Below are 23,825 nucleotides of genomic sequence, written 5' to 3'. Positions count from 1 at the left end.
ATCGATCCGACGACGCCGAGCGCGAACCTTCTTGTACGATACCGGGACCAGCTCCGCCGTGACTTGACTATCGCCGCGCGACGGTTTGCGGGTGTGCGGTCGTCCGTCGCGCGCCGCCCCGTTGAGCGCCAGCATTCACGGCCTTATCGGCGACGCATGACCGCCTGTTAGCCACTACCTGAGACGTAGTCCACGGAGACGGACGGAGCCGCCAGCGTCCGGATCGTCGATTCCGTCGCCTCGTTCCCCGACGAGCCGCCGCTCACTCCTCGATGAACACGACGATCTGTCGGTCCCACAGTCCCAGCCGGACGTCGTACTGCCGGTAGCCGTCGCCGAGGTTCGCGTTCACCGTGACGCGACGGTCGGGCGTAGTGACCACGACGGGTGGCACGTCGGCGCCGAACTCCCCGACCGTGCGAACGCTCGTCGTCTCGGCGTCGATCCGCTCGAAGTACCACTGGAGCGGGAGCCGCGCCCCCCACGCGTCGCGGTCGGCGGCGTCGACCGGGGGGAGCGCGTACTCACTGTCGGTGTACAGCCGGTCACCGACGTACGCCACGTCCGCACGGTTCGAGCCGTCGCCGTCCGCGATCGCTGCGGCGGCGGCCGCGATCATCGGCTCGATGTCGTCGGACGGCTGGGCGAACTGTCCGAATCCGGAGCCCGGTTCGGGAGTCGCGTACACCCCCGCGGCCGTCGCGCCGTAGCCGAGGAAGCCCGCGGAGGCGACGAGTAGCACTGCGACGATCCACGCGGGATCGCTCACACGGGCACGCGACCGGAGCACGCGCGCGAGCCACGCGAGGCCGACTGCACCGGGAAGCGCCAGCAGCGGGACCACGTGGACTGCCGTCCACGGCTCCACGCCCATCGAGGCGATCGGGAACACGAGCAGCCCGAACCCGGCGGCGTACGCGCCGAAGGCGACGACGCCGCGCGCGTCGTCGCTGTAGCGGTCGCGGAGGAACCCGACGAGTCCGAACGCCAGCGCCGGCCACGCGGTCGCGACGAGCGTCCGGGCGTAGCCGACGACCGCCGGGAGAAAGGCGTTGCCGTCGGCAGGGGGCGTCAGCCGCGCGGTAAGTCGCAGCGAGACGAACCGTTCGGGTGCCTCGACGAACGCGAACGATACCGCCGCAGGTAGCGTCGCGGGGTTCCAAAGCCCGAGGTCGGCGCCGCCGCGCGGGGCGAACACCAACAGCGCGGCCCCGAAGAACACGAATGCCGCGCGCGCGAGCGTCGTCGATTCCGCACGAAGCCACGCGACGCCGGCCGAGAGGCGCGCGTGCGCCGCCGCCGGCACGCCCTTGACGCGCGCCTCGTCGAGCACGAGCGCGCCGGCGACGAGCCACAGCGGGAGGTACGCGGCCGCGAACCCGGAGGAGCCGAGCGCGAGCGCGAGCGCCGCCGCGGACAGATAAACCGGCCACCGAGCGCCGGTCGTTCGGTGGCGGACGACCCCGCCGACGACGACGAGGCCGAACGCCGCCGCGAGCACGTCGCCGCGGAGGAACCGCGAGTAGTAGACCAAAAGCGGCGATCCGGCCAGCAGCGCCGACAACGCGATCGTTTCGTCGTCCCGCAGCGAGCCACGGAACAGGAGCGCGGCCGCGGGAAGCAGTCCTCCGACGAGCGCGACCGCCGAGCGAGCGGCGGCGTCGGAGGTGCCGAGGAGCTCGATCGCCCAGCGAGTCCCGAGGTACACGACCGGACCGCCGGCGGCCGGCCGGTACGAGTACACCCCGGTGTCGAGGTATCTGAGCGTCCAGTAGCCGACGCGCCCCTCGCTCCAGTGGAACGGGCGGGCGCCGAGGAACGCGAAGCGGGCGACGAGCGCCAGCGCGACGACGGCCGCGACCGCGAGAACGGTCCGATCGAGCCCGCTCGACCGCGTCGCGTCGATGCCGTCGCCGTCGGACATACCCGGCGGTGCCCCCGCCGCGGTAGTAGGTCTTCGGGTTTCTCCCGGTCGAGACCGCGAGTCGACACGCGGGCGTCGGATCCGAGCGAACTGTGGACGGGGAGCAACGGCCGGCACTGTGATACGACACGCTCATTCCGCGCGGTCGCCGACCGACGGGTATGTCGCTGGTTGCATCCCTGCCGGGCCGCCCGCTGACCGACGGCGAGATCGCCTCGCTGAATCGCGCCGACTCGATCGAACTCGCCGTCGCCGTCGAGAGCGACACCGACTCCGAGGCGGCCGAGGCCAACGCGGCCGACGCCGGCGCCGAGGGACTGCTCGTCGCGACCGACTCGTGGGTGAAGGGAATCGACTTCCTCGAGGGCGTCTGGGAGATCGTCGAATCGATCGACATCGAGGACGACGAGGACCGCTACGACGCCCTCCGAGCGTGTGAGGATGCCGTCCGCGCGAACCGCTCGGACGGATCGGTCGACACCGAGTAACTGTGGGTCCGTGGTGACGCCGCCGCGCGCCCTCGGCGGCCCGATTCAGTCGCCGGAATCAGCCGCCGACTTTTTCGACTGGCGGCCGTAGGTCCGACTGCATGTACGACGACATCCTAGTTCCGACCGACGGGAGCCCGGCGGCCGACGCGGCCGTCGAGCACGCGGTGACGCTCGCCGACCGCTTCGACGCGACGCTGCACGCGCTGTACGTCGTCGACGCGACCGCGTACTCGGCAATCGAGGCCGGGACCGACATCGTCGCCGAGGCGCTCGAAACCGAGGGCGAGGACGCGGTCTCCCGGATCTCGGAGGCGGCCGACGACGCCGAGCTCCCCGTGATCGAGTCGGTGACCTCGGGGACGGCCTACCGCTCGATCCTCGAGTACGCCGACGACAACGACATCGACATGATCGTGATGGGTACCCACGGACGCCGCGGGCTCGACCGCTACCTCCTCGGGTCGGTGACCGAGCGCGTCGTTCGCTCGGCGAACCAGCCCGTACTCACGGTCCGGCAGCAGTCGGACGACGCCGACGAGGAGTGACCGCTCGACGACGGCGGGACGGGTCGACCTCGACCCTGGGACAGGAAGCCGAGCCGGACGACCGTTCCGCGAGACACGGGTTTAAGCCGAACGCCCCAGACACCCGGGTATGAGCCAGACAGTCGCTCACGACGACCTGTCGGCGTTCCGCCGCGACCTCCACCGTCACCCGGAGCCGGCGTGGTGCGAGTTCTACACCACCGCTCGGATCGTCGACGAACTCGAGTCCCGGGATCTCACCGCGGTCCACTACGGACCCGAGATCCTCGGGGGCGAGCGGATGAACGTCCCCGACGACGACGAGCTCGCCGAGTGGTTCGAGCGCGCTCGCGAGGCCGGCGCGCGCGAGGACGTGCTCGCCGAGATCGAGGGGGGCTACACCGGCGCCGTCGCCGTGCTCGAACGCGGTGAGGGACCGGTCGTCGGCGTCCGCGTCGACATCGACGCGCTCCCGATCCTCGAGTCCGAGGACGGCGGTCACGTGCCCGCCGAGGAGGGATTCCGCTCGGAGAACGAGGGGCACATGCACGCGTGCGGCCACGACGCCCACGCGACCTTCGGGCTCGGGCTGATCGACGAGATCCTCGCCTCGGACTTCGCGGGCACGCTGAAGGTGTTCTTCCAGCCCGGCGAAGAGCAGATCGTCGGGGGACAGCCGATGGCCGAGTCCGATCTGATCGACGACGTGGAGTACTTCCTGGCGGCCCACGTGGGCCTCGACCACCCGACCGGCGAGGTGATCTGCGGCATCGACGGCTTCCTCGCCGTCTCGCACTTCCTCGCGGAGTTCGAGGGCGAACCGTCCCACGCCGGCGGCCACCCCGAACAGGGGCGAAACACGGTGCAGGCCGCGGCCGCGGCCATCCAGAACCTCTACGGGATCCCCCGCCACGCCGACGGCCCGACCCGGGTGAACGCCGGCATCGTCGGCGGCGGCACCGCGACGAACATCATCCCCGAGGAGTGCTTCGTCGAGGGCGAAGTGCGCGGCGGCACGACCGAGCTGATGGAGTACATGGACGGGAAGGCCCACCGCGTCATCGAGTCGGCCGCCGACATGCACGAGGTCGACGTGGACGTCGAGACGCTCGGACGCGCTCCCTCCGCGACCAGCGACGAGGAGTTGGCGGCGCCGATCGCCGAGATCGCCGGCGATATCGACGGCGTGACGAACGTGATCGAGCGCGACGAACTGGGGGGCAGCGAGGACGCGACGTACATGATGCAGACCGTACAGGACAACGGCGGCTACGCGACGTACGTCGGGATCGGCACCAGTCACCCCGGCGGTCACCACACGAGCACGTTCGACGTGGAGGAAGAGTCGCTCGACATCGGCGTCGACTTCCTCACGGCCGCGGTATTGGAGATCGCCGATAGACGGCCCTGAGGCGGTCCCTCACGCCGGGGATCTCGGATACGGATTCCGTCGCGGTCCCGACGTTCGTCCTGAGCGAGTAACGGCCTCCAGTCGCGGTTCGGGCGGTCGTCACTACGCGGTCCACCGCGAGCGAGGGTCGCCTTCGGCGACCCGAGCGAGCGGCCTTTTGATCATCATCAGAATCGCTTTGCGATTCTGATTAGCAGTCGGATTCTTTGAATCCGACCGCATCACCAGACGCCGCAGGCGTCTGGTTAGCAGCAGGAACGCTTCGCGTTCCTGCAGCATCGACGGGGTTTGGCGGGGATCGAGCGCGTCGAAGGCGCGCGAGGCCCCCGCGAAAAGTGGTCGGTTAGTACTTCGGGTCCGCGCCGGTCACGTCGTACACCTGCTCCATCAGCCGGTCGCGCTCGTCGCGCCACGGCTCGAACGCCGAGGGTCGCGTCGGGTAGCGGCCGTAGTGGTCCATCAGGTCGTCGGCGACGCGCTTCGTCTTGTAGAACTCCCAGATCTGGCCCCAGTGGCCGTAGCTGTCCTTGATCACCTCGGCGACGAGCCGCGGCTTCACCGACGCGCTGCCGGAGTACAGCGCCTCCGCGAGGCTCTCGCCCGGCAGCGACGCGAGCAGGCCCATCAGCTCGTCCACGTCGACGGCCGTCGAGAGGATGTTGTACACGTCGAGGGCGGCGTAGCGGGAGCCGAAGTGGCCCATCACGCGCTCGTTGTAGTGCCACAGCGCCTCCTCGCTCACGTCGCCGGCGTCGATGGCCTCGACCGCCTGCTCGGCGGCGTACTTCCCGGCGTACGCGGCGCCGGCGATGCCGCCGCCGGTGGTGGGGTTGACGTGGCCCGCGGCGTCGCCGGCGGCGATGAAGCCCGGCGCGACCGCCGAGTCGTACGGCCGGCGGGTGGGCAGGGCCGCGCCGAGTTTGTCGGTTACCTCCGCGCCCTCGAACTCCGGACGGTTCCGGAGGTCCTGCTTCAGGTCGTCGACGAGCTTCATCGGCTCCTCGTTCATCTGGAAGCCGAGGCCGGCGTTGATCTCGGTGTCCGTCCGCGGGAAGTACCAGAGGTACCCCGCCGCGCGCTTCGTCGGCTTGAACACGAGCGCGTCGTCGTAGTCGACCGGCTCGGGCACCTCGACGACCTCGCGGTACGCCGAGCAGAACTGCGAGAACGAGACGTTCGTGTCGAACGTCGCGTCCGCGAGGTCGGCCTTGTCCTGGAGGATCGACAGCGCGCCCGCGGCGTCGATGGTCACCTCGGCGTCGTACTCGACGACGTCGCCCTTCCGTTTCGCACGGACGCCCGTCACCCGGCCGTCGTCCGTCTGGGTTACGTCCTGAACGACGGTGTCGTAGTGGAACTCGACCCCGCGCCGCTCGGCGCCCGCGATGACGTTCCGGCCGTACTCCCAGCGGTCGATGACCGCGAGTTCGCCGGGGATCGGGATCTCCAACACCGTGTCGTGACTCGGGATCTCGAAGCGCCCGTGGTCCACGCCGGTGTTGGTGAACGCCGAGTCGAGCTCGGACTTCGGGATGGACTCGGGGAACTCGTCGGCGCCCTTGAGCGCGTCGCCGCAGGCGATGTGGCCCGCCTCCTCCTCGTCTTTTCGCTCGACGATGACGACGTCGAGGCCCGCATCGGCGGCCGTGGCGGCGGCGTAACAGCCCGCCGTCCCCGCGCCGACCACGACGATGTCGGGCTCGTGGGTGGTCATTACACGGAGTCACGGGCGGGCCGTGAAAAAGCCGATCGGTCCGTGCGGGACGGGAGGGAGCAACGCGACCGAGCGTCCCGGAGCGAACGGCGAGCGGAGCGAGCCGTGAGGAGTGCGAGGCCGAACGGTGCGCGGTCGAACGAACGTGAGACCGCGACGGTGAACGGCGAGCGGAGCGAGCCGTGAGGAGTGCGAGGCCGAGCGGTGCGCGGTCGAACGAACGTGAGACCGCGACGGTGAACGGCGAGCGGAGCGAGCCGTGAGGAGTGCGAGGCCGAGCGGTGCGCGGTCGAACGAACGTGAGACCGCGACGGTGAACGGCGAGCGGAGCGAGCCGTGAGGAGTGCGAGGCCGAGCGGTGCGCGGTCGAACGAACGTGAGACCGCGACGGTGAACGGCGAGCGGAGCGAGCCGTGAGGAGTGCGAGGCCGAGCGGTGCGCGGTCGAACGAACGTGAGACCGCGACGGTGAACGGCGAGCGGAGCGAGCCGTGAGGAGTGCGAGGCCGAACGGTGCGCGGTCGAACGAACGTGAGACCGCGACGGTGAACGGCGAGCGAAGCGAGCCGTGAGGAGTGAGGCCTCGATGCGAGCGGGGAGGAACGACCCGCGAGACCTCGTTCGCTCGCTACTGTTCTGTGCGGCTCGGCCCACGGACCTCGCCGCCGGTGGCCGTCGTCTCGCTCGGCCGCTTGCTTCGTTCGCGGCCTCGCTCCGACGACGCTACTCCTCGCCGGACTCGTAGTGCTCCCCGGCCGCCTCCGGCAGCCGCGTCCGGCCGAACAGCGCGAGCACGACGATGACCGACACGTACGGGATGGTCCGCACGAGCGGCCGCGGGATCGCGAGCACGTTCTGTCCCTGCAGTGACAGCTGGAGCGCGTCGAGTCCCGCGAACAGCAGCGTCGACAGCATCGCGCCGATCGGGTTGTAGTTGCCCAGCAGGTACGTCACGATGGCGATGAACCCCTTCCCGTTGACCATCGTCGGGCCGTTGCCGACGAACTGCCCGAGCGACAGCGACAGCGCCGCGCCGCCGACGCCCGCGAGCACGCCCGAGAGGATCACCGCCGCGTAGCGCACCCGGGACACATCGACGCCGGCCGTGTCGAGCGCCCGCGGGTTCTCGCCGGAGGCGCGAACCCAGCGCCCGAAGGAAGTGCGGTTGAGGGTCCACCACGACGCGCCGACGGCGAGGAACATCAGATACACCATCGGCGACGCCTCGAACAGCGCGCCGACGACGGGGATCCCCGCGAGCGCCTCCAGCCCCGCGACGACCGTCGTCGAGACGACCGGGATCCCGCTGTTCGCGAGGAGTTGATCGATCCCGGGGAACGTCGCGCCCGCGCTCGCGTTCGTCGACCCGAACACGACCGTGGAGGCGAACGGGGCGATCCCCAGCGCGATGAGCCAGATCGCCAGTCCCGCGATGATCTGGTCGGCGCGGAACTCGATACAGACGATCGCGAACAGCAGCGCCAACAGCGACGAGGCGAGCACGCCCCCGAGGAGGCCGAGCCACACCGAGCCGGTGGTCGAGGTGACGTACACCCCGCCGAACGCCGAGACGATGAGCAGCCCCTCCAGTCCGATGTTGATGACGCCGGACTTCTCGGCGAAGATACCCCCCAGCGCCGCGAAGGCGATGGGCACCGACAGCCGCAGGGCGGCCGCGAGCGTCGACTTCTGGAACAGCAGTCCGAGGACGGCGAGCAACACGTCGGCGTGGCCGGCGAGCGCGAGTCCGACGGCCGCGAGCACCCCGACGACCACGGTCGCCGCCGCGATCCGTGCACGGGTCCCGAGCCTGTCGACGGCGGCGGCGACGCTCACGCCTCCTCACCCCCGTCGGTCGCGACGGCGTCGCGACTCCCGCCGAACCGGTCGCGCACGTCGACGCGCTGGCCGATCATCCGGAAGAACTCCGGCATCGCCACGAACAGGACGATGAGTCCCCGGAGGACCCCGACCAGCTGCGGCGGCACGTCCGTCCCCACGTCGACGACGATGGAGCCGGACTTCAGCACGCCGAACAGCAGCGCCGCCGCGATCGCGCCGACCGGGTTGTTGCCGGCGAGGATGGAGACGGTGATGCCGTCGAAGCCGTAGTCCGGCACGCCGGTCTGGAAGTTGCCCGCGATCGTCAGGACGTACACCGCGCCGCCGATGCCGGCGAGCGCGCCCGACAGCGCCATCGAGGTGACGACGGTGCGCGCGGCGTCGACGCCGCCGTACTCTGCGGCCTCGGGCTGGATGCCGCTCGTGCGCACGTCGTAGCCGAACGACGTGCCGCGCAGCAGGTACGCGATCCCGATGGCCACGACGATCGCCAGCGCGAGCGCGAGCAGCGAGGCGTCGGTGCGCCCGGGGAACAGCGGCTGCGGGAACAGCGCGTACTCGGGGAGCGTCCGCGTCTGGTTGGCGAAGCTGTCGGGGGCCTTGAACGGCCCCGAGGCGAGATACAGCGCGAAGGAGGTGGCGACGAAGTTGAGCATGATCGTCGTGATCACCTCGTTGGCGTCGGCGTACGCCTTCAGCGCGCCCGGGATGGCGCCCCAGATCCCGCCGACGAACGCGCCGACCGCGAGCCCCAGCGGAACGAGGACGAGGGTGCCCACGACGCCGGACACGGCGCCCGAGAGCGAGTACACGACGAGCGAGCTCGCGAGCGCACCGAACACGAGCTGCCCCTGCCCGCCGATGTTGAACACGCCGGCTTTGAACGCCACGGCGACGGCGATCCCGGTGAACACGAGCACGGTCGTCTCCGAAACCGTCGTGGCGAACTGTCCGTTGAGCGGGTTCGCGAGGAAGTCGCCGAACGCGCCGAGAAAGAGGCTGTCGTACACGACGAACGGGTCGTAACAGAAGCCGACGCCCAACAGCGAGTACGCCGCCGACGAACAGGTAGTCATCCGTCCCGCAGCGAGGATGAGGAGGAAGCCGATCGCTACCGACAACAGCAGCGCCGACCCCGAGATGAGCAGCCGCTCGGTCGCGCTCGCGGCGACGAGCCGATCGAGCGCGTCGAACAGCCCCGCACGGGAGAGTCGGGAGTGGTCCGGGCCGTCCGATCCACCCCCGTCGGCGTCAGTCATCGGTCACCTCCGCGTCGTCGCCGGATGCGGCCCCGCTGTCGGTCGAAGCCGTCGACCCGCCGGCCCCGACGGCGACGCGCTCGGCGCGCGGGACGTCGTCGGGACGCTCGCCGGCCATCATGAGTCCGAGTTGCTCCTCGGTCACCTCGTCGGGATCGACCACGTCGACGATCCGCCCGCGGTACATCACCGCGAGGCGGTCCGAGAGGCCGCGAACCTCGTCGAGCTTCGAGGAGACCAGAAGGACCGCCCGGCCCTCGTCGCGCAGATCGACGAGCCGGTCGTGGATGAACTCCGTCGACCCGATGTCGACCCCGCGAGTCGGGTGCGACGCGACGAGACACGACGGGTCGCGCGCGAACTCGCGGCCGACGATGAACTTCTGTTGGTTGCCGCCCGACAGCGACTTCGCCTCGGCGCCGGCGTCCGGGGGACGGACATCGAACTCGTCGATGATCGCGTCCGCGTGGCCCTCCGCACGGTCCCAGTCGAGCCGGCCGCGTTCGGCGAACGGGGCGTCGTGCTGGGAGCCGAGCACGCCGTTCTCGGTGAGGTCGAAGTCCATCACGAGCCCGCGGTCCTGCCGGTCCTCGGGAATGTACGCCATGCCCGCGCGGGTTCGCTCCCGGCGAGAGGCGTCCGTCACGTCGCGACCCGCGAGCTCGACGCGTCCCTCGGCGGGGGTGTGGAGGCCGGTGACGACCTCCACGAGCTCCGACTGTCCGTTGCCATCGACGCCGGCGATACCGAACACCTCCCCCTCGCGGACGGCGAAGGAGACGTCGTCGACGGCGACCACGTCGCGGTCGTCGAGGGCGGTGACGTCCTCGACCGAGAGCGCCGTCTCGCCGGGGGTTCCGGGGGACATCTCCGTCTCCAGCACCACCTCGCGGCCGACCATCAGCTCCGCGAGTTCCTCGCGGGTCGTCCCCGCCGTCTCGACGCTCCCCACGTTCCGGCCGTCGCGCAGGACCGTCACCTCGTCGGCCGCCTCCAGCGCCTCGCCCAGCTTGTGGGTGATGAAGATGACCGTCTTCCCCGCGTCGGTCAGCTCCTCGAGCACCTCGAACAGGTCATCGACTTCCTGCGGGGTGAGCACGGCCGTCGGCTCGTCGAGGATGAGTACCTCCGCGCCGCGGTACAACGCCTTCAGGATCTCGACGCGCTGTTGGACGCCGACACCGACGTCCTCGATGCGCGCGCCCGGTTCCACGTCGAAGCCGTACCGTTCCGACAGCTCCAGCACGGCGTCTCTGGCGGCCCCGCGATCCACGGAGAGGCCGCCCCACTTGCGCGGCTCGTTGCCCAGCGTGATGTTCTCGGCGACGGTCATCGGGTCGACCAGCATGAAGTGCTGGTGGATCATCCCGACCCCGGCGTCGATCGCGTCGCCGGGGGAGTCGAACCGCCGCGGCGCGTCGGCGATCGCGGCGAGCCCGTCGTCGCCCCCGCGGTCCTCGTCGCCCTCCTCGTACGTCAGGCCGTCCCCGTCGACGTACACGTCGCCCTCGGTGGGCTCGTACAGCCCGTAGAGGACGTTCATCAGGGTGGTCTTGCCCGCGCCGTTCTCGCCGAGGAGGGCGTGGACCGTCCCCCGCTCGACCGAGAGCGTGACGTCGTCGTTGGCGACGACGCCGGGGAAGCGCTTCGTAATCGAGTCGAGGCGGACGGCCTCCGTCATGTCACCGGGCGTTTCGGCGGGGACGGGATAAACGGCGCGTTTCGCCGGAACGACCGTTCAGGAAACCGGACTGTCAGCCGGGATACCACACGGTATCGGCGGATGCGAGAGATCGAGCGAGTATCGATACGGGGCGCCGACGCCTACCGCGGAGTCGCTTCCGCGGCTCAGACGTCGTCGGGGTTCTGCGGGACCGAGATGTCGCCGTCGACGATGGCCTCACGCGACGACTGGACCTCCGAGGTCACCTCGTCGGGGATCTGGTCGCCGAGTCCGGTGCCGTAGACGATGTCGACGCCGTCCTCGGCCAGGCCGAGGCTGGTCGCGGTGCCGCCCTCGAAGTTGCCGTTCACGGTCGCCTCCGCGGCGTTGTACACCGCGGTGTCGACGCGCTTGACCATCGACGCGAGGATGACGTCCTGGTAGTCGGTGGTCACCGACTGGTCGCGGTCGACACCGATTGCGAACTTGCCCTCGTCGCGGGCGGCCTGGAAGACGCCGGTCCCGGTGTTACCCGCCGCGTGGTAGACGATGTCGGCGCCGGAACTGTACATCGACAGCGCGGCCTCCTGGCCGGCCGAGGGGTCCGAGAAGCTGCCGGTGTACGTCGTCTGCACGTCGATGTCCTCGTTGGCGGCCTTGGCGCCGGCGGTGAAGCCGGCCTCGAACTTCGCGATGAGCGACGACTCGACGCCGCCGACGAAGCCGACGTTCGTGGAGTCGCCCTGCGTCGAGGAGTCGCCCGCGGAGAACGACTGGCTCGTGAGCAGCCCGGCCAGCTGGCCGACGAGGTACGAGCCCTCGTGCTCTTTGAACGTGTACGAGCGGACGTTGTCGGCGTCGACGACGCTGTCGACGATCATGAAGTCCTGCTCGGGGTAGTCGGGCGCCGTCTCCGAGAGCGCGTCCGCCTGCAAGAAGCCGATGCACGACACGAGGTCGTAGTCGGGGTCGGTCGACTGCGCGTACTGCGTCTGGTAGGTGCTGAACTGCGACACCGAATCGGGTTCGGACTCGTCGTACGAGAGGTCGAACTCCTCGGCGGCCTGCTGGATCCCCGTCTGGGCCTGGTCGTTGAACGAGCCGTCGCCGAGCCCGCCGGTCGCGTACACCATCCCGATGTTCGTCGTGTCCGAGCCGGACGCATCGGTCTCGGACGCCTCGGTGTCCTCGCCGTCGGCCGCCGGCGTCGACGCCTCGGTGTCCCCGTCGTCCGAGCCGCCCGACTCCGGGCCGCCCGAACAGCCCGCGAGCCCCACGAGGCTCGCCGCGCCGACGCCCTTCACGAACTTCCGCCTGTCGAACCGGTCAGTGTCCATGTCCATACCCGCAATCGCGGCGGTTGAGGGGTTAAAATCGTCGCATCCGCCCGCCGAGTATCGTCTCAGCTGACAGCTTCGACCGCCGACTCGACGGCGCCGGCGACCTCCTCGACGAACGGGTCCACGTCGTCGTGTTCCGCGTACACGCGGACGTACGGCTCGGTGCCGGACGGCCGAACGAGCGTCCACGAGGCGTCGGGGAACGTGAGTCGGACGCCGTACTCCGGGTCCACCTCGGCGTCGGGGAACGCCGCGGGCAGCGTCTCCGCGAGCCGGTCCATCGCGGCGGCCTTGTCGTCGTCGGGGCACTCGACGCTGACCTTGCGGTACGGTCGTTCGGTGACCGGTTCACGGAGCCCCGCCACCCCGTCGTCGGCGACGAGACGGGTTATCAGCGCCGCGCTGGCGACGGCGTCGATCCAGTCGCCGAAGGCGGTGTGGACGTGCTTCCACGGCTCGGCCGCGAAGGCCACGTCGCCGCCGGATTCCCGGACGGAGGCGATGCCGTCGTGGAGGTAGCCCAGCGCGACGCGCTCGACGCGCCCGCCCGCGGCATCGACGCGCTCGTCGATACGACCCGAGGCGTTCGGCGTCGTCACGACGACCGGATCCGCGGCGTCGCTCGCGCGGACGTACCGCTCGGCGAGGATCGCCAGCACCGTGTCCTCGTGGACGACCTCGCCGTCGGCGTCGACGACGACGATCCGGTCGCCGTCGCCGTCGTGGCCGATTCCGAAGTCCGCGGCCCCGTCGGCGACGAACTCCCGGAGGTCGGACAGCGACTCCGGCGTCGGCTTCGACTCCCGACCGGGGAAGTGCCCGTCGACGGTCGCGTTCAGCGTCACGACGTCGGCTCCCAGCTCCCGGAGCACTTGGGGGGTCGCGAGCGCGGACATCCCGTTGCCGCAGTCGACGGCGACGCGGACGCCCTCGGAGTCGGCGCCGAACTCGCGGGCGTACTCGACGACCGCCGAGCGGTACGCGTCGAGCACGTCCTCGTCGACGCCGTCGCCCCACTCGTCCCAGTCCGCCGGGTCAGCCCCGTCGTCGACGCGGTTCTCGACGGCCGTCTCGGCGGCCTCGCCGTACTCGACGCCGTCGACAAACGCCTTGACGCCGTTGTCGGTCGGCGGGTTGTGCGACGCGGTGAGCATGACGCCGCGGCGCCCCCGCGAGGCGAACGCCAACGCCGGCGTCGGCACCTGACCGATCCGGCGGACCTCCGCCCCGGCGGACGCGAGGCCCGCCTCGGCGGCGGCAGCCAGCGCTGAGCCGGTGACACGGCCGTCCCGCCCGACGACGAACTCCCGGTCGCCGGCCTCTCGCGCGTGGTCGCCGAGCGCCCGGGTCACGTCGAGGACGAGCTCCGGCGTGACGCGCTCGGTGACGTCGCCGCGGATGCCGGCGGTTCCGAACAGATCCATACCGCATCGTCCGTGGCGGTGCCCAAGACTTCCCCGGTCCCGATCCGACCCTGAACGGAGGCAACGGCAGTCGCCGGCGAGGATTCAAGTTCGATGCCGGGACCACACTCCCCGATGCCCTGACCGCGGCCCCGGCGCGGGAGCGGGTGTGCGACGGCACGCGCCGGGGAGCCGACACGTGGCGACGCCGTCGCCTGTCAGCCCCATGGCAAGCCGCCGGCGTCGGGATGGGTCGACCGTCGGCGCCGGTCAGATCCCGTCGGCGGCAGTGCTCACCAGCCAGATCCCCGCGGCCATCGTCGCCCCCCCGACGACGAACCAGGGACCGATCGCCTCCCCGAGCAGCGCGGCACCGAGCGCCGCGCCGACGAGCGGCTGGGCGAAGAAGAACGCCGCGACGGTGCCCGCCGACACCGTCTCCAGCCCCTTGTACCAGAGGTACCACGCCGCCGCCGTCGATCCGAGGCCGAGGTACGCGACGGCGAGCAGCGCGCCCGGCGACAGCATCGCCGCGAGCGGCGGCGCCCGGACCGCCAGCTCCGCGGCCGACAGCACCGCAAGCACGGGCAAAGCGGCGAGACAGGAGTACGTCGCCGCCGTGAGCGCCGAGTACTTCCGAACGAGCGGCACGCCCCAGACGGTGTAGCCGGCCCACGCGAGGCTCGCGAGGACGAGCGCGCCCACACCGGCGGCGCTTCCGCCGCCGAGACGGGTCAGGTCGTACTGGCCAGCGAGCACGAGCAGCGTGCCGACGGCCGCGAGCGCCATCCCGCCGGCCGAGCGGCGGGTCACCTCCTCGTCGAGCACCGCCGCGCCGAGGGCGACCGTGAAAACGGGTGTCAACACTGTCAACAGCGACCCCTGACTGGCGTTCGTCAGCTCCGTGCCGAGGAACTGGCTGGCGATGGTGACGGCCACCCACCCGCCGAGGACGGCGAAGCCACGGTAGTCAGCCCGGTCGACCGCGACGCCGCGTGCGCGGACGACCGCGTACAGCGCGACGGCGCCGACGACGACGCGGAGGAACCCGAGCGTGAGCGGCGGGATCAGGTCGAACCCCCACTTGCTCACGACGTACATCCCGCCCCAGATCGCCGCCGCGGCAAGCGGCGCGAGCGCGGCCACGTACCGACGGCTCCCGACCGAGGCAGTCACGGTCCGACCGGGGAGACGAGGTCGGTCGAAAGTCGGATCCGTACGGGCATCTCGTCGAGAGCGTGTCGCTGAGGGCTTGAATCGTTCGCGATCCCGACGCGTCGTGGCGGCGGGTCGCGAACGCACCTCCACCCGCCCGGCACCGTCCCGCTCGCGTCCCGGCTTGCGGACGTTCGCCGGCTTTTCCAGCCTCGGTCGCTCAGCGACGGGTATGAGCGACGACGCAGGAACGAGCGGCGACGCGACGGACCGCGTCCGGGCACACGTGTTCGTGTCCGGGCGAGTACAGGGTGTCTTCTATCGGGCGAACACCCGCGATACTGCGCGCGAACTGGACCTCGACGGCTGGGTTCGCAACCTCGACGACGGGCGCGTCGAGGCGGTGTTCGAGGGACCGCGCGAGGCGGTCGAGGAACTGGTCGAGTGGTGTCACACCGGGAGTCCGAGCGCGCTCGTCGAGGACGTCGCGGTCGAGTACGACGACCCGGAGGGGGAACGCGGCTTCACGATCCGGCGATAGCGGCCGCGCCGTCTCGCGGGTCACTTTGGCTCACGGCTCGCTCCGCTCGCCGTTCGCCGTCAGTCCGCGCTCGTCGGCTCCGGTCGGTCGCCGCCGCCGAAGAACGGCATCGACAGCCCCGGCTTCGCCTCGACCGGCCGATCGGGGTCGTGACCTTTGAGGCTGTCCCAGACCACCAGCGCCGACGGGAGCACCAACATCGACGTGAGAAACGAGTAGAGGATCGACAGCGCGGTGAGCGTGCCGAACTGCCCGAGGATGCTCAGCACCGAGAACACGAGGACGCCGATCCCCGTCGTCGTCGTGAGCATGCTCCCGAGGAGCGCGCCCCCCGTCCCGCGCACGGTCCGCTCCAGCGCGGTGAAGAGGTCGTGGTCGCCGCGCTCGTCGATGAAGCGGTGGACGACGTGAACCGAGTAATCGATCCCCAAGCCGATCGTCAACGAGAGGATCGTCGCCGTGAATGCGTTAAACGCGATGCCCGCGAGCCGCATCGTCGCCGCCACGAGCGCCACCGACGCGATGATCGGGAGGGTGTTGACGAGGCCGAGCGACGGCAAGCCCTCGATCACGCCGTAGATGACGACCAGGAACACAACCGTGAGCGACAGCGCCACGGCGAGGCTCTGGACGGCCGAGACGAAGATCAGGTCAGACACGGCGGCGAACACCACGGTTCCGCCGGTCGCGACCGCGACGCCGCTGGTGTCGCGGTAGCGGTCGGCGACCGCGCGTCCGTCGGCCGTCACCGCCGACTGGTCGGCGTCGGCTTCCGTCGAGTAGACCACCCGTGTGCTCCGTCGGTCCTCGGCGAGGTACTGCAGCGCCTGCTCGCGCGAGGACGACGACAGCAGGTAATCGTAGATCTCCCCGAGGTTGTCGTCGGGGACGCCGTTCGCGTTCCGGTCGTTCCGGTTCACGAGCCGGCGGAACTCGGGGTCGGACGCCGCGCGCTGTCGGATGACCGTCACGATACTTCGTGACTCCGCGCGCCCGTCCTCGGAGACGAACGTGCTCGGCGGATCCTTCCCCATCCGATGGATCTCCTCGAGTCTCGTCGGGTCCTCCATATCGCCCTCGACGTAGACCGTGACCGATCCCCCCTGGCTCGCGGTGAACTTCTCCTCGAGGAAGTTGAGCGTCGCGACGGCGGTGTAGTCGCTGGGCGCGAACGGCTCGGGGAGTTCCTCCAGGTAGTCGGGCGTCTCCTCGGGCGGGAGGAAGTCCTCCTGTGAGAACGACGTGGAGATCCCCGCCGCGTAGCCGCCCGAGACCGCCGTGAGAACGAGCACGAGCGCGAGGAACACCCGCGGCGCGCGGTCGCCGACCGAGACGCCGACCCGAAGCACGCTCGCGAGTCCGGTCCCCTCGGCGCCGAGCGGCGCCTGGGAGAACGTCGGGATGGGAATGACGTCGCGACGTTGGTCGATCAGCACCTTCGCGGCCGGGAGGAACACGCCGAACAGGAGGAACGTGAACAGGATGCCCGCGGCCGCGACCAGCCCGAACTCCCGGATCGGCGCGAGGTCCGACGTGAGGTTCGCGAGGAACCCGATCACGGTCGTCCCCGTCACGATGAAGAACGCCACGAGAAGCTGCCGAACTGCCAGGTTCATCGCGTCCTCGACGCCGTAGCCCTCCGCCCGGTCCTCCCGGTAGCGGTTCACCGCGTGGATACCGAAGTCGATCCCGACCGCCAGCAGCAGCGGCGGCACCGAGATCATCATCTGGCTGAACGGGATCCCGGCGAGCCCGAGGAACCCGAACGTCCACACGACCGCCAACAGCAGCGTGAACGACCCCAACAGGAGGTCGATGAGGTCGCGGTAGGCGACGATCAGGAAGCCGATGATCAACAGGACCGCCGCGGGCGTGACGATGAGCAGCGAGTCGGTGATCACCGACGAGAACTCCGCGGAGATGATCCCCGACCCGAAGACGGTGATGTCGCCGCCGACGGTGTCGACGACGCGCTGGCTCCGGAGCTGGATATCGGTCAGCGGGCTGGAACCGCTCTGCCCGGCCGCCGCACCGCCGCCGCCGGCGCCCGGTATCTCGTGGGTCACGACGCCGATCGTGGCCGACGCAGAGGCCGACTCGGCGTTGAAGTCGTCGGACACGCCGCCGGTGAACGCCGGGTTATCCGCGTTCTCACGGACCGCCTGATCTATCTCCGTGGGGGTCGACCGTTCGAGCGCGCGGATCTGCGCCTCTGTCGTGGTCGCGTTCGGATCGATCGTCCGTGCGACCGTCGCCGCCGGGGACGACACGCCGACCACGCGTAAGCCGTCCGTCTCCTGCAGCCGATACTGCGCCTCGAGCATTCGCAGCATCGCCGGCTTCGAGAGGACGTTCCGGTCCCGCTGGACGAGCTGTGTCGAGCCGGTGTCGTCGGCGAACGACGGACCGAAGTCCCGCTGGATGTCCGACAGTGCCTCCTCTGCAGGGATCCCCGAAGTGAACTGCTCCGTGCCGGCGGCCGTCGAGACGTTCGCCAGCCCGCCGGCGAACACCAGCGTGAGCAGCAGGAACGCCGCGACGATCCGGCCGGGACGCTCCGTGATCTCCGTGGCGACCGCGGCGGTGACCCCCTCGCCGCTCATCTGTTGCGCCGGAGGTAGACGGCGCCGGCGATCCCGAGAACGACGACGACCGCCGCGACGCCGATGGCACCGAGCGGCAGGCCGTTCCCGCTGGGCGCGACCGCCTCGACCGGCACCTCGTAGGTGTCGGAGATCAGGGTATCACCGTCGCCGGTCTCGTACCGGAAGTCGACGCTCGCGGGGTACGTCTTGTCGGCGATCGCGCTCCCGGCCATCGAGAGGTCGAACGTCACCTCTCTCGTCTCGCCGGGGGCGATCGCGTCGATGAACCCCTCGTCGTCCCCCGACGACAGCGGGCCATCGAGGAACAGCTTCGCGGACACGTCGCGTACCGGCTCGTCGCGGTTGTTCGTCACCTCGAGGGTGAACGTCCCGCCGCTCCCGACCTCGACCGTTCCGTTGACCGCGCTCACGGCGAACTCGTCGCGGGACTGGGCGATCGAGACCGGCGCGTCGATCGAATCGCCGGTCCTGCGGGTGCCCTCGTCGTCACGATACTGGACGCGCAGCGTGAACTGGCGCGGTCCCGCCTCCGCGGCGTCGGACACCTCGATGTCGAACGCGAACTCGGTCGACTCGCCGGGGTCGAGCGTCCCGACGGCGACCTCGGACTCCAGCGGCGAGACGTTCGGGTTCGTCGTCTCGAACAGGACGACGGCGTTCGTCACGGTCCGCTCACCCGTGTTGGTCACGGTGCCGGTTACCTGCCCCTCCTCGCCGACCCGGAGGGTGCTCGCGAGGTCGTCGACACCGAACGTCTGTTCGGGCAGCGGGAGTACGCCGAACGAGAGCGGTCGGGAGGTGGCCGACGCGCCGCCCTCCGCCTCGTACTCGACGGTCGCGTCGACCGCGTACTCGCGCGTCTCGGCCGACTCGACGAGCGTCGCGTCGACCTCGACGGTCCGGGTCTCGTTCGGACCGAGCATGCCGACGAACCGGCGGGCACTCGCCGACCGGCCGAACGTGAGGTCGCCGTTACCGGACTGGAGCGAGAGGACCGCATTCCGGGCCGACTCCTTGCCGACGTTGCGGATCGTCACCGAAACGGTCCCCGATCCGCCGACCGGAGCGGCCGACTCGACGTCTTCGAGCTCGAATCGGGCACGCTCCTGCACGCGGACTGTCGCGTACACCGTCGTCGTGAGCACCTCGTCCTCGTCGTCCTCGTCGCGGTACTTGACGGTGATCGGGACGCGGTGCTCCCCGCCGGGGATGTTGGCCGCGACGTCGATCTGTACCGTCACCGACCGGGTGGCGCCGTCGCCCATTCGGCCGAGGTCCCTCGTGGACGAGAGGACGTCGATCCCGTCGATATCGCCGACCGTGGCGTTCACGTCGAGCGCCGGCTCGACGTCGTCGTCGCGGTCGGCGGCGTCGTTCGTGAGTTCGACGGTGAGCTCCTGGGTCGTCCCGGGCTGGAGCACCGGCTCGGCCACATCGGTCTCGAATCGGGGGTCCTCGTCCGCGGCCGCGACGCCGACGAATCCCGCGCCGACCGCGGAGAAGATCAGTAGGGCTGCGATCAACAGCGTCTGTGGGCGGCGTGACATCGGTCTTGTCTGAACGTTCAGTCAGGGACGTATATAACCTGTTTGAAACCGGGACACGCGGTCGACGCGTTGATCGTTACGCGGTGATCGCGTACGTCTCCTGGAGGTGGTCGATCACCGTCGCGACGGTGGTCGAGTCGTAGGTCCAGAACCCGTAGAACTGTCGGTCGGCGGGGTCGCCCCGCTCCTCGGCGAGGAGCAGACAGGCGTCGCCGGGGTCGCCGCCGCCGTCGAACGCGACGAACCAGGAGCGTCTGATCTCGTCGGCGTCCTCCCGGTGGATCGACACGCCCTCGATCTCGGGTGCGTCGTCGCTCGGGCCACAGTAGGCGTGGATGTCGATCTCCTTGGTCGCGAGGTCCTCGTAGACGCCCTTCTGCGCGCGGATCGCGTCGACGCGCTGGAAGCCGGCGTGGAGCTCGCCCGCCCCCGAACGCCACGCCCGGTCCTCCATCTCCCGGGTCGCCGCCATCATCTGGCCGAGGTCGTACGATGTGAACGTCGCCTCGTCGAGGTGTTCGAGGATGGGCGCGAACGCGCTCCGCTCGCCCGGCCCGACCGCGACCTCGCCCCGGAGATGCCGGAGGTCGACCGCCGCGAGCACCTCGTCGTCGTGCTCGTCGGAGAGCACGACGTACCCCGAGAGGCCGCTGTCGGTCGTGCCCTCCTCGATCCGGACGGCCTGGGAGGCGAAGTACTCGCGCAGCTCCGCGACCGCGTCGTCGGTCGGCGGATCGAACACCGTCAGGCGTTTCTCTCGGCCCTCGACGGCGTCGATGACTGCCCGAAGTGACATCAGGGTTGGAACTCGCTACACCGGGCACCGATAAAAGCCTGTCACCGCCGTGCACGACCAGTGACACACCACACAGCCGACACGAACGGGGCGTTCCTCACGCCGACACGACGTCGAACTCCGCCAGCGAGTCGACCACGACGTGCGCCTCGACGACGGCGCGTTCCTCGGTCATGGGGTCGTCAAGGGCCGCCAGCGTCTCCTCGGCGTCCGCGAGCATCCGCGCCTCCAGTTCGGTCTGGTCGGGCTCCCCGCGGGTGTCGTTCAGCAGCGCCTCGAAGTCCTCGCGCAGGTCGAACGACGCCCGGGCGACGTTGCATCTCGAGAGCGGGTTCATCCCGAGGTCCACGACGAGGTCGGCGACCGTCTCCCAGTCCGACTCACAGAAGTGAATCGACACCTCGCCGACGATGTCGCGCCAGGCGATCGGGGCCGAGTGTTTCATCAACTGCACCGCCCGCGGCGGGATGTCGATCCGAGCGGTCGTCTCGGGGGAGTCACACAGGCAACACGGCTGTTCGGTTCGCCCCGTGTACATGGGTGATCTGTGGGACCGAACGGGGAAACCTCCGTCGGCGCCGGCGGTCACGACTCGCCCGTTCCGGAGTTCGAATTTATTGACAGGATGCTGAGTATGAGAACCCGGTTTAGTCGACGAGCGAAATATCAGTTCGAAATATCGCCTCAGAAGTCTGTTTGCGGGAAATCGGGGAACGATGACGCGCATGTAACCCGGTTACCTCAATGTCAGGGAAGTAATAAATCAGGGCGGCGTGTACGGAGGAGTGATGTTCGATACGATCCTACTGCAGGGCGCATCCGATCTGTTCACCAGTACCGGCTCCGGGGAGGTCTTCCTGCTCGCGCGGCTGCTGTTCGGCTTCGTCCTCGCGTTCATGGGACTGAACCACTTCATGATGACCGACGGCCTCGCGGGCTACTCGGAGGCGAAGGGGATCCCCGCGCCCCGGCTCGCGACGTTGTTCTCCGGCGGGCTACTGATATTCGGCGGGATAGGCGTCGCCACGGGCGCGTTCGTCGCACTCGCGGCCGGCGGGCTCGCGGTGTTCCTGCTGGGGTCGGCGGTCACGATCCACGACTTCTGGGCGGTCCCCGAGGACCAGCAACAGGACGAGATGACGCAGTTCCTGAAGAACGTCGTCATGGCGGGCGCGTCGCTGGCGTTCCTCGCGCTCGCGTCGGCGCCGTGGCCCTACGCGCTGGACATCTCGCTGCTGTAAGCGGTCGATAGACGTTCGCTCGTTCTCCCGAGCCCGCACCGGTTCCGAACTCCTTCCTCCGCGCGCCGCGTCGTCGACGGCGACGCGACCCCGTCGAGCCGGCGGGCTTTTGTCGCCGGCGCGCCCCCCTTCCGACATGCGAATCGGGTTCCTGATCAACCCCGTCGCGGGGATGGGCGGCCGGGTCGGGCTGAAGGGCACCGACGGAAAGGTCGCCGAGGCGCGCGCCCGTGGCGCCGAGCCGCGGGCGCCCGATCGCGCCCGTCGAGGGCTCGATGCCCTCGCCGAGCGCGCCCCCGGGACGGCGGTGTTCACGTGGGACGACCCGATGGGGGCGAGCGAGGTCCGCGACGCCGGCTTCGACCCGACCGTGCTCGGCGCGCCCGCGGGCGACGAGACGGACGCCGACGACACGGCCGCGGCCGTCGAGGCGTTCCGCGAGGCGGGCGTCGATCTGGTGTTGTTCGTCGGCGGCGACGGCACCGCCGCGGACGTGGCGGAGGCGCTGGAGGGGAGCGACGTGCCGATGCTCGGCGTCCCCGCGGGCGTGAAGGTGTACTCGTCGGTGTTCGCCGTCTCCCCGGAGGACGCGGCGTACGTCGCCGCGACGTTCGAGCGCGCCGAGCGCCGCGAGGTGATGGACATCGACGAGGACGAGTACCGCGAGGGCGAGGTCCACCCGGAACTGCGCGCCGTCGCGCACGTCCCCGTCGCCGAACAGCTCCAGTCGGGCAAGCAGACCGGCGGCGGCACCGTCGAGTCGCTGGCGACCGGCGTCGCTGACGACGTGCGCGCGCGACCGGGGACGACGTGGGTGCTCGGCCCCGGCTCGACCGTCGGCGAGGTGAAGGAGCGACTGGAGTTCGAGGGGTCCCCTATCGGCGTCGACGTGTACCGGGACGGCGACGTGCTCGCCCTCGACGCCGCGGAGTCGGAGATCCTCGACTCGCTGGGCGAGGACAACGTCATCGTCGTCACACCCATCGGCGGACAGGGGTTCGTCTTCGGTCGCGGCAACCCCCAGCTGTCGCCGGCAGTGATCCGCGAGTGCGACCTGGAGATCGTCGCCTCGCGCGACAAGCTCGACGACCTGCGGGTGCTGCGTGTCGACACGGACGACCCGGAACTCGACGAGGAACTCCGCGGCTGGGTGAAAGTTCGCGTCGGGCGCTTCGAGCGCCGGATGATGAAGATCGTGTGAATCGGAGCCGGGGCTGGCACTCGTATCGAGGGTTCGATCCTTACACGTCTTTCCAAGGGTATAATGGACACAGGGTCAAGGTTAAGGTCGTATAGAGACTGCCATCGCGTATGGAGACGCGGAAGGTCCAGCGGCTGGGCCCCTCGACACTGGCGATGACGCTGCCGGCCGAGTGGGCGAAAGAACAGAACGTCGAGAAGGGCGACGAGGTGTCGCTGCGGATGGGCGGCAAGGGGACGCTGACGGTGCTGCCCGAGTCCGCGAGCACGGAGGACGCGGAGGCGACGCTGCACGCCGACAACCTCGACGCGGACGCCCTGGAGCGGGCGATCCTCGCGCAGTACGTGCTCGGGCGGCGCGTCATCAACATCACCACCAAGGACGGCGCGCTCGGCTCGGACCACATCAACGCGGTGTACAAAGCCGAGACCCAGCTCATGGGGCTGGGCGTGATCGAGGAGACCCCGGAGAACATCGCAATCAGGTGTTCGGTGGACCCCGAGGACTTCACGCTCGACAACCTGCTGGAGCGTCTGGAGAACACCGGGTCGACGATGCGCGGTGAGGCGGTGAAGGCGCTCGCGCACGGCAACGCGGACCTCGCCCAGCGCGCGCTCAACCGCGAGCGGCAGGCGAACAAGATATTCGTCCTCCTCCTGCGGCTCATCTTCACGGCCTACCAGAACCCGAACCTCGCGCGCGCCGTCGGACTGGACTCCGGGTTCCCGCTCATCGGCTACCGGTCGATCGCGAAGAACCTCGAGCTCATCGCGGACAACGCCGAGGACATCGCCGAGATCGCGATGGAGGCCGAGGGCAACACCCTTGACGTCGACGAGTCGACGATGCGGCGCATCCGCGATTTCACCGATCAGGTCGACGAGATCACGGAGATGGCCGTCGAGTCGGCGGTCAAGCGGGACTACGCGCTCACCATCGAGGTGAAGTACCTCTTTCAGGAGCTGAAGGACCGCGAGCAGGACATCCTCACCGACCTTCCGGAGATGTCGAACGCGCAGCTGCTGCAGGTGCGCGAGGTGCTCGTCAGCCTCCAGGAGACCGCCCAGTACGCGATGCGGATCGCGGAGGTGGCCGCGAACCTCGCGCTCAACGAGGAGAACGAGTTCGTGACGATCGAGTAGGGCGAGGTCGACCGCAGGGAGACCTC

At 69.9% G+C, this 23,825-nt stretch carries 19 protein-coding genes; 7 read left to right on the top strand and 12 right to left on the bottom strand.

What is annotated here, in order from left to right; translation table 11 throughout:
* Positions 1-262: 262 nt before the first annotated feature.
* Complete coding sequence (locus K6T25_RS10340) at positions 263-1,924, bottom strand: flippase activity-associated protein Agl23 (protein WP_222913821.1); 1,662 nt, start codon at positions 1,922-1,924, stop codon at positions 263-265.
* Positions 1,925-2,085: 161 nt separating this feature from the next.
* Here K6T25_RS10340 and K6T25_RS10335 point away from each other — a divergent pair, with 161 nt between their 5' ends.
* From K6T25_RS10335 to K6T25_RS10325, 3 genes are all read left to right on the top strand, one after another.
* Entirely contained in the window at positions 2,086-2,412 is a 327-nt protein-coding gene (locus tag K6T25_RS10335; RefSeq protein ID WP_222913819.1) for a DUF7964 domain-containing protein, read from the top strand.
* A gap of 101 nt (positions 2,413-2,513) precedes the next feature.
* The gene (locus K6T25_RS10330; protein WP_222913817.1) at positions 2,514-2,960 is read left to right on the top strand and encodes a universal stress protein; all 447 of its coding nucleotides are present in this window, start codon (positions 2,514-2,516) and stop codon (positions 2,958-2,960) included.
* 109 nt (positions 2,961-3,069) lie between these two features.
* Positions 3,070-4,350 (top strand): amidohydrolase, encoded by a 1,281-nt coding sequence (locus K6T25_RS10325; protein WP_222913815.1) that lies wholly within the window; start codon positions 3,070-3,072, stop codon positions 4,348-4,350.
* A gap of 343 nt (positions 4,351-4,693) precedes the next feature.
* Here K6T25_RS10325 and K6T25_RS10320 read toward each other — a convergent pair whose 3' ends face one another.
* The 7 genes from K6T25_RS10320 to K6T25_RS10290 form a co-directional block, all read right to left on the bottom strand.
* Entirely contained in the window at positions 4,694-6,064 is a 1,371-nt protein-coding gene (locus K6T25_RS10320; protein ID WP_222913813.1) for a geranylgeranyl reductase family protein, read from the bottom strand.
* A gap of 722 nt (positions 6,065-6,786) precedes the next feature.
* On the bottom strand, positions 6,787-7,899 hold the full coding sequence (locus K6T25_RS10315) for an ABC transporter permease (RefSeq protein WP_222913810.1): 1,113 nt from the start codon (positions 7,897-7,899) through the stop codon (positions 6,787-6,789).
* Positions 7,896-9,164 (bottom strand): ABC transporter permease, encoded by a 1,269-nt coding sequence (locus tag K6T25_RS10310; protein ID WP_222913809.1) that lies wholly within the window; start codon positions 9,162-9,164, stop codon positions 7,896-7,898. Before K6T25_RS10310 ends, K6T25_RS10315 begins: the two co-directional genes overlap by 4 nt.
* Positions 9,157-10,845 (bottom strand): ABC transporter ATP-binding protein, encoded by a 1,689-nt coding sequence (locus K6T25_RS10305; RefSeq protein WP_222913807.1) that lies wholly within the window; start codon positions 10,843-10,845, stop codon positions 9,157-9,159. The genes K6T25_RS10310 and K6T25_RS10305 overlap by 8 nt, the downstream gene beginning before the upstream one ends.
* A gap of 167 nt (positions 10,846-11,012) precedes the next feature.
* Positions 11,013-12,164 (bottom strand): BMP family lipoprotein, encoded by a 1,152-nt coding sequence (locus K6T25_RS10300; RefSeq protein WP_222917989.1) that lies wholly within the window; start codon positions 12,162-12,164, stop codon positions 11,013-11,015.
* A 65-nt stretch (positions 12,165-12,229) separates the two neighbouring features.
* Positions 12,230-13,591, bottom strand: a complete 1,362-nt coding sequence (locus tag K6T25_RS10295) for a phosphohexomutase domain-containing protein (protein ID WP_222913804.1) — start codon at positions 13,589-13,591, stop codon at positions 12,230-12,232.
* A 249-nt stretch (positions 13,592-13,840) separates the two neighbouring features.
* Entirely contained in the window at positions 13,841-14,746 is a 906-nt protein-coding gene (locus K6T25_RS10290; protein WP_222913802.1) for a DMT family transporter, read from the bottom strand.
* Between the two features lie 211 nt (positions 14,747-14,957).
* On the opposite strand from K6T25_RS10290, the gene K6T25_RS10285 reads away from it, so the two are divergent.
* Positions 14,958-15,266: an acylphosphatase gene (locus K6T25_RS10285; RefSeq protein ID WP_222913801.1), complete on the top strand. Its 309-nt coding sequence runs from the start codon at positions 14,958-14,960 to the stop codon at positions 15,264-15,266.
* A gap of 59 nt (positions 15,267-15,325) precedes the next feature.
* On the opposite strand, the gene K6T25_RS10280 is transcribed toward K6T25_RS10285, so the two are convergent.
* The 4 genes from K6T25_RS10280 to K6T25_RS10265 all read right to left on the bottom strand — a co-directional run bounded on the left by K6T25_RS10280 (position 15,326) and on the right by K6T25_RS10265 (position 20,753).
* Positions 15,326-17,869: an efflux RND transporter permease subunit gene (locus K6T25_RS10280; RefSeq protein ID WP_222913799.1), complete on the bottom strand. Its 2,544-nt coding sequence runs from the start codon at positions 17,867-17,869 to the stop codon at positions 15,326-15,328.
* A complete protein-coding gene (locus K6T25_RS10275) occupies positions 17,866-19,419 on the bottom strand; it encodes a COG1361 S-layer family protein (protein WP_222913797.1) in 1,554 nt (517 codons plus the stop codon). The genes K6T25_RS10280 and K6T25_RS10275 overlap by 4 nt, the downstream gene beginning before the upstream one ends.
* 76 nt (positions 19,420-19,495) lie before the next feature.
* The gene (locus K6T25_RS10270; RefSeq protein ID WP_222913795.1) at positions 19,496-20,215 is read right to left on the bottom strand and encodes a DICT sensory domain-containing protein; all 720 of its coding nucleotides are present in this window, start codon (positions 20,213-20,215) and stop codon (positions 19,496-19,498) included.
* Positions 20,216-20,312: 97 nt separating this feature from the next.
* Positions 20,313-20,753: a DUF7960 family protein gene (locus K6T25_RS10265; RefSeq protein ID WP_222913792.1), complete on the bottom strand. Its 441-nt coding sequence runs from the start codon at positions 20,751-20,753 to the stop codon at positions 20,313-20,315.
* A gap of 250 nt (positions 20,754-21,003) precedes the next feature.
* Here K6T25_RS10265 and K6T25_RS10260 point away from each other — a divergent pair, with 250 nt between their 5' ends.
* From K6T25_RS10260 to K6T25_RS10250, 3 genes are all read left to right on the top strand, one after another.
* Positions 21,004-21,456: a DoxX family protein gene (locus tag K6T25_RS10260; protein WP_222913790.1), complete on the top strand. Its 453-nt coding sequence runs from the start codon at positions 21,004-21,006 to the stop codon at positions 21,454-21,456.
* Positions 21,457-21,592: 136 nt separating this feature from the next.
* The gene (locus tag K6T25_RS10255) at positions 21,593-22,657 is read left to right on the top strand and encodes an ATP-NAD kinase family protein (RefSeq protein ID WP_222913788.1); all 1,065 of its coding nucleotides are present in this window, start codon (positions 21,593-21,595) and stop codon (positions 22,655-22,657) included.
* 110 nt (positions 22,658-22,767) lie between these two features.
* Complete coding sequence (locus K6T25_RS10250; RefSeq protein ID WP_222913787.1) at positions 22,768-23,799, top strand: phosphate uptake regulator PhoU; 1,032 nt, start codon at positions 22,768-22,770, stop codon at positions 23,797-23,799.
* The last annotated feature ends 26 nt before the right edge of the window (positions 23,800-23,825 follow it).

Source organism: Halobaculum rubrum (assembly GCF_019880225.1).
Taxonomy (GTDB): Archaea; Halobacteriota; Halobacteria; order Halobacteriales; family Haloferacaceae; genus Halobaculum; species Halobaculum rubrum.
This window is presented reverse-complemented; position numbering and strand designations above follow the sequence as displayed.